This is a genomic window from Chryseobacterium sp. NRRL B-14798 (assembly GCF_050470705.1).
GTDB lineage: Bacteria > Bacteroidota > Bacteroidia > Flavobacteriales > Weeksellaceae > Chryseobacterium > Chryseobacterium cupriresistens.
This window is the reverse complement of record NZ_JBFLUL010000005.1, coordinates 4,980,998-4,993,287: the sequence shown is the minus strand read 5'-3', so window position 1 is coordinate 4,993,287 and position 12,290 is coordinate 4,980,998. Positions and strand designations below refer to the sequence as shown.

General features: G+C 38.0%; 11 protein-coding genes. 6 read left to right on the top strand and 5 right to left on the bottom strand.

What is annotated here, in order from left to right; genetic code table 11:
* Positions 1-5 precede the first annotated feature (5 nt).
* The 4 genes from AB1278_RS22870 to AB1278_RS22855 form a co-directional block, all read right to left on the bottom strand.
* On the bottom strand, positions 6-764 hold the full coding sequence (locus tag AB1278_RS22870) for a leucine-rich repeat domain-containing protein (protein WP_429817210.1): 759 nt from the start codon (positions 762-764) through the stop codon (positions 6-8).
* A gap of 229 nt (positions 765-993) precedes the next feature.
* Complete coding sequence (locus AB1278_RS22865) at positions 994-1,164, bottom strand: hypothetical protein (protein ID WP_167497887.1); 171 nt, start codon at positions 1,162-1,164, stop codon at positions 994-996.
* Positions 1,165-1,398: 234 nt separating this feature from the next.
* A complete protein-coding gene (locus AB1278_RS22860; protein WP_110008331.1) occupies positions 1,399-2,436 on the bottom strand; it encodes a patatin-like phospholipase family protein in 1,038 nt (345 codons plus the stop codon).
* A 191-nt stretch (positions 2,437-2,627) separates the two neighbouring features.
* Positions 2,628-3,128 carry a M15 family metallopeptidase gene (locus AB1278_RS22855; RefSeq protein ID WP_202841850.1) on the bottom strand — a complete coding sequence of 167 codons (501 nt, stop codon included), beginning with the start codon at positions 3,126-3,128 and terminating at the stop codon, positions 2,628-2,630.
* 223 nt (positions 3,129-3,351) lie between these two features.
* Between AB1278_RS22855 and AB1278_RS22850 the strand changes: the two genes are divergently transcribed.
* Positions 3,352-4,935: a Na+/H+ antiporter gene (locus AB1278_RS22850; RefSeq protein WP_343640819.1), complete on the top strand. Its 1,584-nt coding sequence runs from the start codon at positions 3,352-3,354 to the stop codon at positions 4,933-4,935.
* A gap of 11 nt (positions 4,936-4,946) precedes the next feature.
* Here AB1278_RS22850 and AB1278_RS22845 read toward each other — a convergent pair whose 3' ends face one another.
* Positions 4,947-5,738 carry an XRE family transcriptional regulator gene (locus tag AB1278_RS22845; RefSeq protein ID WP_429817206.1) on the bottom strand — a complete coding sequence of 264 codons (792 nt, stop codon included), beginning with the start codon at positions 5,736-5,738 and terminating at the stop codon, positions 4,947-4,949.
* Positions 5,739-5,799: 61 nt separating this feature from the next.
* Here AB1278_RS22845 and dinB point away from each other — a divergent pair, with 61 nt between their 5' ends.
* The 5 genes from dinB (at position 5,800) to AB1278_RS22820 (ending at position 12,290) form a co-directional block, all read left to right on the top strand.
* A complete protein-coding gene (dinB, locus tag AB1278_RS22840) occupies positions 5,800-6,948 on the top strand; it encodes a DNA polymerase IV (RefSeq protein WP_227941173.1) in 1,149 nt (382 codons plus the stop codon).
* Between the two features lie 16 nt (positions 6,949-6,964).
* Positions 6,965-10,021, top strand: a complete 3,057-nt coding sequence (locus AB1278_RS22835) for a DNA polymerase III subunit alpha (protein ID WP_429817202.1) — start codon at positions 6,965-6,967, stop codon at positions 10,019-10,021.
* Between the two features lie 86 nt (positions 10,022-10,107).
* A complete protein-coding gene (locus AB1278_RS22830; protein ID WP_202841834.1) occupies positions 10,108-10,383 on the top strand; it encodes a hypothetical protein in 276 nt (91 codons plus the stop codon).
* 224 nt (positions 10,384-10,607) lie between these two features.
* Positions 10,608-11,468, top strand: coding sequence for a hypothetical protein (locus tag AB1278_RS22825; RefSeq protein WP_429817199.1), 861 nt, complete (start codon positions 10,608-10,610; stop codon positions 11,466-11,468).
* A gap of 9 nt (positions 11,469-11,477) precedes the next feature.
* Positions 11,478-12,290 carry a hypothetical protein gene (locus tag AB1278_RS22820; protein ID WP_429817196.1) on the top strand — a complete coding sequence of 271 codons (813 nt, stop codon included), beginning with the start codon at positions 11,478-11,480 and terminating at the stop codon, positions 12,288-12,290.

Genomic DNA, 12,290 nt, shown 5'->3' with positions numbered 1-12,290 from the left:
AAATTTTAATTGATGAGTTTTCCTCCCACGATTTCCACTGTGCTGTCAAAAGAATAAGGTAAATAGGTCGTTTCAGGGCCTAATGTTACTTTTGTAAGCTGGTTAACTCTGAAAGCATTGTTTTCAATTTTGAGTACACTGGCCGGAATTGTCACTGAGGTGAGTTGATTACTGACAAAAGCATCCGAGTGAATTTCTGTTACTCCATCGGGAATCTCAACAGATGTCAGCTTATTAGCAGAGAAGGCACCTTGTGAGATAATCGTTATTCCTTTAGGAAGACGAAGTTCTTTCAGTTGATTGGCTGTAAATGCTTGTATTCCAATATTGATAACGCTGTCCGGAATAAGTAAAGACGTTAATCTGTTATTGTAAAAAGCCCAGTTAGGGATTTCGGTTACCTTTGGAGGAATTGTAAAGGTTGTTAAGCCGCCGTTACTAAATGCGCTTTCCTGGATAGTTGTTACAGAGTCAGGGATTTCTACGTCAGTTACCTGCAGACCTGCGGTGAAATTTTTGGGAATAGTGAGTGTTCCTTCTTTTATCACAATTTTTCTTTTTGAAAAGAAGGCTAATGAAGCATTTTTATCAGCATCTATTTCAGCATAGAGTATGTTGAATGTACCATTCTCCAGACCTGCAACTTTCTGCATGTCAATTTTTTCATCTTTATGCCAGTAAGCGTCCTGCCATTCCCAAAAGTCTTCCTGTTTTGGAATATCTCCATTTTCGAAATAGAGCCTGAGTTCTTCTTTTGTTTTCATAAAACGTTGTGTGATTTGTTGGTTAATAAATTGATTATATGTCCTGTATTTTGGTATAACAGGCCTATGATTGCTATATTTTAAGACATAGTTCTGGCTGTCCAGCATTTTGTGAATGGTGAATTCAAAGGTGTTCGAGGTTGTTTAATGAGATTGCTGTGCGTATATTACAGAGATTTAAAGGTAATGTCGGACAGCGTCAGAACTTGTCGTGTTTTTTTAATTTTATTTAAAAAATATCTTCTTCAGGTATTCCTTTTTCAAAATCTTCTCTGAAGAAGTTTTCAATGTCGTTGAGATAGTTTTCATAATCCATCTCAGCATTTTCGATATCACTCCATTCTATCGTATAGAGATCTTCATCGATGAGTATATCTGTATTGTGATCTGGTGTTTCCATGTTTTGTGTGATAAGGTGTTGGTTATATTTTTTGAACATATTTCAGGCTGTTCAGCATAGGGAAATGTTGAATTCAAAGGCTTTTTAAAGTTTTTTTAGATTGTTGTTCTGTGTCTTTTTGATACTCCAAAGGTAGTGGAGCGAAACGACAAAACTTGACGTGTTTAAAAAAGATTTTTTAATTTTTAAATATAATCTTAATAACTTATATAAGGTAGTTATAAGGTAAAAAGCTTATATTTTATTTTTGATGAGTTTCTGAACAATCTGGTTCAAAGTTTCTCGGTTATCATCAATATAGCTCAGTCCGGCCTGTATCAGATTCTCAATATTGGATCTTCTTACATTATCCATGGCGGGAGAAGCATTTTTCAGTGAAGGATTCAAACGGTAATAATTTTTTTGATTTCTAAGTCCCAGTGTCTGAAACATCTGTTCCAGCTGGTAATCCACTGTTTCTGCATTGGCAGACATCAGAATGTCAACAATAGGGCTTACCCAGCCAATTTTTCCTGCTTTTTCCAGTCTTTTAAAAGAGTAAGGCCTTGCTTCGATCCCTGTTCCGATAGAAACCATTATCATATCGTTGACCGTGGGACGGTTAGCTTTCTGATGATTTTTTAAAACTTCTGCAAAAGGAATCTTTCTGGCCTCTGCATAAGCGCACAATGCGGGATTATTGGCAAACATACCGCCATCAATCAGACTGAAAATCTGGCCATACATTGATTTAATTTGAACAGGACTGAAATATGTAGGAGCCGCTGAAGTCGCTCTGCAGATATCCCTCACATAGAAATTGTCTGTGCTGAGGTTGGCTTTCCATGAGTTGAAAAGCTTTGCTCTTCTGTTTTCTATATCATAACTTGTTATCAAACATGGTTTTATTAATTCTTTTAATTCTAAATTTCCAAAGAAATCATGTAAATTTTTTTCCAGAGCTTCCTGGGAAATTTTTTCATTCAATAATCCGAATGGATTAACCAGTTTTTCCCAAAAGGAAACCTGGAAGATGTCGCCGCCCTTTTCAGCATATAATTCCAATCCTTTCTGAATAGAATATTTTGCTTTTCGGGTTTCATCAGGAGAGAGAATAATAGAAGCAATCAGACCTCCGGTGCTGCTGCCAGCTACCAGATCAAAATAATCTCCCAGCTTGGCGGAAGGCTTATCATAATACTGGAGCTGTTCTTCTATGTAACGCAGAATAATGCAGGTTACAATTCCCCTTATTCCACCTCCGTCCAAAGAAAGAATGGTTGTCTTTTTCATGTGATATTTTTAATGGTTTGTTAAAAGGACACATGCAATCTTACATCTACAGAATCTGTTTAATATTTTAAAAATTGTGGAGATTCCATACTTAGATTTCATTGCTTTTTTTGTTGTTTTCTTATAAAGCAAAGGTAGTCTGGGGAAGCGACAGAACGTGTCGTATTATATTTAATTTCAAATAAATGAGACTAAAAAATAACGTAATTCTGCTGGTCTTTTGGCATCTTCAAAAGCGTTCTCCAGCTGATTTTTACAGGTCCTTTTTTAGAGGGAATTGTCTTTTTTTCAAAGTGGGGAAGGTCTTTAAATGTTTTCCAGTTTCCGCCCCAATCCCAGCCGTGGCGGGCAAAGATTTTTACACATTCGTACCAGTCTGCAACGTTGTCATTATCCCAGTCTTTTGCCGTATCCCAGCTTGCTGTTTTTCCGTCAATCATAAGACAGATATCTACTGCAAGGCCATAGTTGTGAATGCTTTGCCCTGCCTTGGCATTGGTTACTTTTTTTCCTGAAGTAATTCTTCCGATTGCATAAAGCTTTTCCTGCTCTTCAAAAGATCTTAATCCCTGAGTGATCCGCACTTTGGCTCTTCCGGTAAGTGCTTCATCACATTCCTGTATAATTTGCTTCACTTCATCTCTTACCAACGGGTGAAGTTTCTGAATCCGTTCTAAGGTTACTTTGTCCATATTTCTTATTTTCTTGTAGAACAAAAGTATAGCGCGGATGCGACGAAACTTGACGTGTTTTATTTAAAATTCTATAAGTATTCAACCTGAGGTGAAAAACATAAAGTAAAAAGATTTAGAAGGAGATAAATTCATCCGTACACAAAAAAATAAGAAAAAATTGTTTTTAAATTTTTAAAAATCAAATAGAAGTAGTAAATATGACGGATAAAACACAATATCAATGCATACCATCCTACCTTTTTTATTGGCCATGATTATGGCTATTGTGCTGCTCAATATGTGGGCTACAAAATTAAAAATTGCTTATCCTGTTTTACTCGTTGTATTCGGACTGCTTGTTAGTTTTGTGCCAGGTCTTCCGGTGGTAAAGATCAATCCGGATCTTATCTTTTTTATCTTTTTGCCTCCTCTTTTGTTTGAGGCTGCATGGTCAATTTCCTTTAAAGAAATGAAAAGATGGTGGCGTATTATCGGAAGTTTTGCTTTTTTAGTGGTCTTTTTTACAGCGCTGGCAGTAGCGGTGACAGCGAATTATTTTATTCCCGGATTTACACTTGCTCTCGGGTTTTTGCTGGGAGGTATTGTGTCTCCACCGGATGCTGTGAGTACAGGAGCCATTATGAAATTTGTAAAAATACCATCCACTACATCTGCGATTCTGGAAGGAGAGAGTCTGTTGAATGACGCTTCCTCTCTTATTATATTCCGTTTTGCTCTGATTGCTGTAGGAACCGGACAGTTCGTATGGCAGGAAGCTTCTCTGGATTTTTTATGGATGGTAATCGGAGGCGCAGGAATCGGGTTAGTACTGGCATGGATTTTTGTACAGGCTCACAAACGGCTTCCTACAGAAGCTGCTTCTGATATTGCCCTGACCCTTATTGAACCGTATCTGATGTATTGGGTCGCAGAGCAGTTTCACTGTTCCGGAGTTTTAGCTGTAGTTTGTGGTGGGTTGTATATGTCTGGAAAACGAATGATATTTCTAAACAGTACCAGCCGTATCATGGGGTATAGCGTATGGGAAAGCTTCGTATTTATTCTGAATGGCATCGTATTCTTAATAATAGGGCTCGAGCTTCCTGAAATTGTCGGAGGGCTGCGGTCAGAAGGAATTCCTTTGAGAATTGCTATCCAATATGGAGTGTTGGTGACCGGTATTCTGATTGCCGCCAGAATCATAAGTTCTTATGCCGCCATGCTGGCTACATTGATTTTCCGGCCAAGTGTTGCTCCCCGTGCTTCTTCTGCAAGAAGACGTCTCCTGATGCCTTTGATGCTTGGATGGACAGGAATGAGAGGTGTTGTCTCACTGGCTGCTGCCCTGGCCATTCCGATTACCCTTGAAAACGGACTTCCTTTTCCCAACAGAAACCTTATCCTGTTCATTACTTTCGTGGTAATCTTGCTTACCTTACTCGTACAGGGACTTACTTTGCCTTACTTTATAAAATATGGACATGTATTTGATGATTTCACAGATGAAGAAAAAGATAAAAAGACACGGGAAGAAATAAAATATAAACTAAAGCAGCATGTCTACCATTTTCTTAAAGCCAAGCATGAAACTGAACTGAACAGCCATGCAGGATTGGAAAGAATGCTGAAACAATGGGAAGAAAAAATACAGACCAATAATACCGAATGGATGAATGAAAAGACCAAAGATATCTTTTTTGAAATGCTGGAAAGCCAGAGACAGTTTCTTTCAGAACTGAATAAAGATATTTCCGTTAATGAAGAAATTATCCGCCATCAGCTGTACCAGCTCGACCTTGAGGAAGAACGGCTGAGGATGATTTAATCTATAATTAGTTACATGGTTTGATTTTTTATAGCAAGAACCTTATTTTCTAATTCCGTAATAGTATTTCTTAGTTCTGAAAACACCTCTTGAAGATCATAATTTTCAAAATTGATGGAATCAAAATCTTGAGGAAATATACCTGATGCATACTGCCATATCTCTATAATTTCACTTAAAGGAATATCATAAGGCTCATAAAACGAATTATCAGAAACTACTGTGATTGATTTTTTCTTTTTAGTCTTCAATCTCTTGTAAGAAATACCATCATTCAAAGTCACAAAAACATAACTTTTATTCGGTTTCAGGTCATCAATATTTTCAACATATTTCCCGATAATATAAGAACCATCTTTAAAAGGAGGCATTGAATCTCCTTGCGCTGGAAAAGCTCGGTATTTTCCATTGGTTAAAAAAGGAAGTGTGATTCTTTGCAGACTTTCAATGTATTCCGGGTCACTATAACCTGATAAATATCCCATGGATGCTTTCTGCGGAACGATCTCAATACTGTTGTTTCCCAATTGATCTACAACAACGGGTAAAACAATTCGATTGTCAGGAAGCTTCAGAATATCTTCCAACGGGTACTTTCGGATATCAACTGTCAGAAGTAAATCAATGCTTATATTGAAGTACTTCGAAATCTTTATTAAAACTTCGTAAGGAGCTTCTGAACGGCCACTTTCATATTTGGAGTAGCGATCTCTGCTGATGATAAGAATATCATTGGCAAAAGCATGTTGGGATAATCCTCGCTTAACTCTCAAAAACCTTATATTATCTGCAAAAGTTGACATTGGGACAAATTGTACCAGCAAATATAATAATTTTGGGACAAATAGTCTCTAATTTTGTAACGTGAATCGTTCAATTGTACATATGGACCTTGATGCATTTTTTGTATCCTGCGAGAGACGTAATAACTCGCAGCTTCAGGGTATTCCTCTTATTATAGGAGGTGGAGACCGTGGAGTCGTGGCATCGTGTTCCTATGAAGCAAGAAAGTTTGGGGTTCGTTCAGCCATGCCAATTCGTATGGCACTGAGGCTTTGCCCTGATGCAAAAGTTATTAAAGGCGATCATGAAATGTATTCCAATTTATCACATACTGTAACCGAAATTATTCAGGAAAAAGTTCCACTGATGGAGAAAGCAAGTATTGATGAATTTTATCTGGATTTATCAGGAATGGATAAGTTTTTTGGCTGCTATCAATGGACCAAAGAAATTGCAGAGACAATTACCAAAGAAACAGGACTTCCGATCAGTTTTGCGCTGTCAACCAATAAGACCGTTTCAAAAATTGGTACCGGAGAAGCAAAGCCTGTTGGAAGGCTAGAAATCAGAGAAATGGAAGTGAAGCCATTTTTAAACCCTTTATCCATCAAAAAAATTCCAATGGTGGGTGACAAGACCTTTCAGTTATTATCAAGAATCGGAATCCGGACGATTCATACCTTATCTGAAATGCCGGTACTGGTTCTGCAGCAAATGATCGGCGTTAACGGAAAGGAACTCTGGAAAAAGGCCAATGGAATTGATGAAAATCCTGTTGTTCCTTATTCCGAAAGAAAGTCTATCTCAACCGAAAGAACTTTTACCAATGATACCATGGATATTATCGAGTTAAAACGGCTGATATCGGGAATGGCAGAGCAGCTGGCCTATCAGTTGAGACAGGAAAAATGGCTGACATCTACAGTGGTGGTAAAAATAAGATATGCCAATTTCGATACCGAGACCAGGCAATGTAAAGTATCTTATACTTCTGCAGATCACACCTTGTCAAGAGTTGCTTTAGAATTGTTCAATAAAGCATATACTAGAAGAATGAGGCTTCGTTTGGTAGGGCTGAGATTTACAGGGTTAGTACACGGAAACCATCAGATGAATCTATTTGAAGACACCGAGGAACAAATGAGTTTATATCAGACAATGGATGATATAAAAAACCGCTTCGGGTCTGATGCGGTAGGGCGTGCCTCCGGTTTTGACTTCGGGAAATAATTTTAAATCTTTCAACATGTTTATTAATTGTCATTCTTTCCACAGCCTTCGTTATGGAACATTATCCATACAGAAAGTAGCAGAACAAGCCCAGGCTTTAGGGATCAAAGAGCTGGTGCTTACTGATATCAATACCGTGACGGGAATTTATGATTTTAAAAAAACATGTGAAGACCTGGGAATAAAACCTATTCCCGGTGTTGAGGTCAGAAACGAGGGGAAACTTCTTTATGTAGGCATAGCCAGAAAATTTTCAGGAATTGGTGAGATCAACAAAATGATTACAGATCATAATTGTAATGGTAAAGAACTGACTGAAGCTGCTCCTGAATTCAAAGATGTATTTATTGTTTATCCCATGAGTAATATTCCTCCGAAATTGAAAGACAATGAATTTATAGGAGTAAGAATAGAAGAATTAAATTTTCTGATACGTCCCGAATATGAAAAACACATCGCTAAAATGGTTATTTTTCATCCTGTTACCTTTAGTTCTGATGAAGAATACGAATTGCATAAAATTCTGCGGGCTATTGACCACAATACCTTATTGTCTAAGCTGACCAAAAGAGAAGTTTGCCGCAGATCTGAGTATTTTATTTCCGAACAGGAGATTATAAAGGCATTTGAAAGATATCCCCGGATTATTGAAAATACGAGAAGTATCCTCGAACAATGTAACTTTGAATTTGATTTTGGAAAAGTAAAGAATAAGCAACACTATAAAAAATCCAAAGAGTCTGATGTAAAACTTCTCAGAAGATTAGCCTATTTAGGATTGAAAAAACGTTACGGAAAAGATCATGAGACGGCAAAAGAAAGAGTTGAAAAAGAGCTGAAAGTTATTGATGAACTGAATTTCTGCGCCCATTTTCTGATCACCTGGGATATTATCCGTTACAGCAATAGCATGGGGTTTATGCATGTTGGCAGGGGAAGCGGAGCGAATTCCATTGTAAGCTACTGCCTGGGAATTACAGACATTTGCCCTTTGGAGCTTGACCTTTATTTTGAAAGATTCCTTAATCTTAACCGCCAGGTACCACCCGATTTTGATATCGACTGGAGCTGGCAGAACAGAGATGCTATATTGGAGTATATCTTCAACAGGTATGGAAAAGACCATGTCGCCTTTTGCGGAACTAATGTTGAATTCAAATACAAATCAATTTTCAGGGAAGTTGGAAAGGTATTTGGTCTGCCCAAGGAAGAGTTGGATGATCTGGCAGGTAAATCAATGGAAGTTCATGACCGGAATTCAGTAGTGGAACAGGTGCAGAAATATGGTAAGTTATTGGAAAAGTTTCCTAATCAAAGAAGTATGCACGCCTGTGGAATCCTTATTTCGGAAGAGCCCATTACCCATTACACAGCATTAGAAATGCCCCCCAAAGGTTTTCCGATTGCCCAGTTTGATATGAACGTGGCAGAAGATATAAAAATGGAAAAACTGGATATTCTCTCACAACGTGGGCTGGGTACTATTAAAGACACCGTAGACCTTGTAAAAAAAACAAGAGGAATTGATATTAATATCTGGGATACAACGATTTCCAAAGATGAACAGAAAGCTAACGAATATTTGGCAATAGGAAGAACTATCGGATGCTTCTATATTGAATCTCCGGCCATGAGAGGACTCTTAAGAAGATTAAAATGTGATAATTACAGAATATTGGTTGCCGCGTCCTCTATTATCAGACCTGGAGTAGCACAAAGCGGTATGATGCGGGAGTATATATTCAGACATAATCATCCTGAGCAGTTTGAATATTTTCATCCCATATTTGAAGAGCACTTAAAGGAAACTTATGGCATTATGGTCTATCAGGAAGATGTGCTGAAGATTGCCCAGTATTTTGGAGGGCTGTCTCTTGCAGACGGTGATATTTTACGTAGGGCAATGAGCGGAAAAGGAAGATCAATCAAAAAGCTTCAGGAGGTAAAAGCGAATTTCTTTGCATCATGTAAAACGAAAGGTCATTCGGAGCTAATGACAGCTGAAGCTTACAGACAGATTGAGTCTTTTGCCGGATATTCTTTCTGCAAAGCTCACTCCGCTTCTTATGCCGTGGAAAGTTACCAAAGTCTTTATCTGAAAGTATATTATCCGTTGGAGTTTATGGTTTCTGTGATTAACAATCAAGGTGGATTTTATCGTACCGAAGTATATATTCATGAAGCAAAAATGTCCGGAGGAAATATTCAGACTCCGTGTGTGAATACCAGTGAATATAAGACAACGCTTAAAGGAACAGATATTTACCTGGGGCTGATGCTTTTGGAAGGGCTCGAAACAAGAGTCGCACATGGTATTGTTGAAGAACGCGAAAAAAACGGAGTATACAAATCGCTGGAAGATTTTATCAGACGAATTCCCATTGGTATTGAAACAATACAGATTCTTATTTTTATTGGCGCGTTCAGATTCACAGGTAAACCTAAAAATGAACTGTTGGTGGAAGCCCGATTACTATTAGTCAATTTTAAACCGGAACAGAGAGTACTTATGCTGATTGAAGAACCTGTGCAGGAATTTAAACTTCCGCAATTAAAAAGAGAACAGTTTGAAGATGCTTTCGATGAAATCGAACTGATTGGTTTTCCGGTTTCATGCAGCCCTTTTGATTTACTGCAGACCCAATACAGAGGTTCTGTTTTTGTTAAAGATCTGCTGCAATATCATAAAAAACAGGTAAAGATGCTCGCCTATCTTATTTCAAGAAAACATGTTCCAACCAAAAAAGGGACGATGTATTTCGGAACCTGGATTGATGCAAATGGAGATTACTTTGATACAGCCCATTTTCCGGATAGCCTGAAAAATTATGACTTTCAGGGTGGCGGCTGCTATTTATTACTGGGAACAGTAGAAGTAGATTTTCATTTTCCAACTGTAACGATTCATAAGATGGCCAAAATGCCAATGATCCCAGACCCAAGATATGCTTATGATAAAGAAAAACAATATGATATCCACAGACAGATTAAGGAAGATGTGAGTATGACTTTTCGAAAACCTTATCCACAGGCACATGAGATTGGGCTGCCAAGACATAGAATAGTTAAATAGTATCTCTTATATTAACTTTAAATTTTCATTGACATTATTTTAATTCAAAAACTCTGTTTATTTCCCCCCTTATTATTTCTTATTGAATGGAAAATAAAATACCTGAAATCAATAATTTAGTACATAAACTTGAACTGGAAGACTTTTCCGGATATGAATTTGTAGATTACTGGGACGCAGATACTACAGTTTTAGGACTGAAGAAGGGAAATGTTCTTATTTATATTTCAGCATACGACTATTCTAAAACCAATGGCTATGATGTCATTATTGAGGAATCTGAAACAGGAACAATATTGAGATCGGAGTATAGGAGATCATATGATGAACTTATTAATGACATCCAATCTTTTCTGAAATAATCTTTTTCATCAAAAAACATAAATCCTTAAAATTTCTTACGAAATAAGGTTCAGTTTTATGGTAAAATAATAAAATTCCGTATTTTGATAATGTAAAATAATGTTCTATTTTGCTTATTATCAATATTTTAAGTATTTGTGTCTTAAGCGGGGCTATTGTGTGGGATGTGCTTTTACATTTATCTTTGACCAAGAAATATACTCGTTTTAAAACCACAAATTAAATGAAAAATCTAAGTATTTTGATGAAGGGAATTCTGGTTCCCTTATGTTTTACCATAAGCTATTCAAAAGCTCAAGTAGGTATTAATACTTCAAGCCCTCAAACTATTTTCCATGTGGATGGGGCAAAAGATAATCCCTCATCCGGAGCTCCATCCTCTACCCAAATTTCCAATGATTTTGTCATCACTTCTGCCGGAGAAATAGGAATCGGAACTTTAACGCCGGCCACCAGAATCGATACGCGCTCAGCCACCAATACTGATAATGCCATCGGAATAGGAGAAACCAGTCAGACAGCATCAGCTGCAGGCGGAGGTGCTGTACGGTATAATCCGCTGAATGGTGGAAAGATGCAGTATTCGGATGGTATTGTATGGCAGGATCTTATTTCTTCCCCAACAAAGGCAGTAGTGGTAGCCAACCTTCAGGCAGCGAACTTTGCCGTTAAAATTCCCTATCAGACTGCTACAGGTATTACAGGCTGGACAGAAGTTTCCGATCCGACAGGAAACTTTACTCCCGGAACAGGTATTTTTACAGCGCCCAGAACAGGAGTATATCTTGTTTCTTTTACGTATGACTTTGTAAGAATTCCTATTGTTTCAGGCTATTTTTCAGAAGCGAGATATGTTGTAAATGGAAGCAATACGGTAAAAAAATGTGTGAAATCTTACTCCAATATCTCAAAACAGGCACAGGTGGCAGGATCTTGCGTTGCAGGAGTTCAGCTCAATAAGGGAGACACGCTTCAGCCCTATATCTATCAGTCTGTCTATAATGGCAACCTGAGTCTGAGAACTGATGTTTCTTCGGCAAGCAATGAGTATGGCTTTGTAAATCTTTCTATTTTAGAACAATAACACATTGATATGATAAAAAAATTAGGACTGGCCCTGGTCATTTGCATCAGCATAGCGATGAAGGCCCAGATAGGAATCAATATGTCTTCCCCGGAAGGAGCAGTACATATTGACGGACAGAAAAATACAAATACCTCAATACTTTCCAGTTATTATGATGATGTAGTCATTACTTCTTCCGGAAATGTAGGAGTAGGAAAAAAAACTCCCAAAACAAGACTGGATCTGAGATCAGGGGAACGCCTGAATGCTATTGGAATCGGAGGAACTTCACAATCTGCATCTGCAGCAAAGGCAGGAGCGATGAGGTATAATTCCGGAACTCAGGATCTGAGCTATTCCAACGGAACAGCTTGGGTAGCACTGGCTCATAAGGCTCCCAATGATTTTGTGGATGCCGAAAATGCTTCCATACAAAGTTTCAGCAATGGAGTACAGACTGCCGTTACAGGTTGGACTAAAAAAACAGATGTGAACAGCAGTTTCAATGCCGGTACAGGAACTTTTACAGCTTCAAAAACAGGTGTATATATTGTATCCTTTACCTTTTCACTGGCTTCCGGAAGTATTGCAGACGATTCAAGATATGAAACGCTTATTCATACCAATTCTACCTCTTCCGCAACCGGTAAAGTTTTCAAATGTGTAGGAAGTTATCCCGGAAACAATACCATTGGAAACCGCGTCGCAGGAAACTGCTCAGGTATTTTCAACCTGAACCAGGGTGATAATATTACCGTAAGCCTGAATCAGAAACTGGGAAGTTCAAAAACCCTGGATACCGATTCTACGCTTACCTCTTTAAGTATTTTCGGATTATAA

What these genes read in the sequence shown, in the direction of transcription:
- AB1278_RS22870 (WP_429817210.1), bottom strand. Translation starts at nt 764, where the DNA reads ATGAAAACAAAAGAAGAACTCAGGCTCTATTTCGAAAATGGAGATATT.
- AB1278_RS22865 (WP_167497887.1), bottom strand. Translation starts at nt 1,164, where the DNA reads ATGGAAACACCAGATCACAATACAGATATACTCATCGATGAAGATCTC.
- AB1278_RS22860 (WP_110008331.1), bottom strand. Translation starts at nt 2,436, where the DNA reads ATGAAAAAGACAACCATTCTTTCTTTGGACGGAGGTGGAATAAGGGGA.
- AB1278_RS22855 (WP_202841850.1), bottom strand. Translation starts at nt 3,128, where the DNA reads ATGGACAAAGTAACCTTAGAACGGATTCAGAAACTTCACCCGTTGGTA.
- AB1278_RS22850 (WP_343640819.1), top strand. Translation starts at nt 3,352, where the DNA reads ATGCATACCATCCTACCTTTTTTATTGGCCATGATTATGGCTATTGTG.
- AB1278_RS22845 (WP_429817206.1), bottom strand. Translation starts at nt 5,738, where the DNA reads ATGTCAACTTTTGCAGATAATATAAGGTTTTTGAGAGTTAAGCGAGGA.
- AB1278_RS22835 (WP_429817202.1), top strand. Translation starts at nt 6,965, where the DNA reads ATGTTTATTAATTGTCATTCTTTCCACAGCCTTCGTTATGGAACATTA.
- AB1278_RS22830 (WP_202841834.1), top strand. Translation starts at nt 10,108, where the DNA reads ATGGAAAATAAAATACCTGAAATCAATAATTTAGTACATAAACTTGAA.
- AB1278_RS22825 (WP_429817199.1), top strand. Translation starts at nt 10,608, where the DNA reads ATGAAAAATCTAAGTATTTTGATGAAGGGAATTCTGGTTCCCTTATGT.
- AB1278_RS22820 (WP_429817196.1), top strand. Translation starts at nt 11,478, where the DNA reads ATGATAAAAAAATTAGGACTGGCCCTGGTCATTTGCATCAGCATAGCG.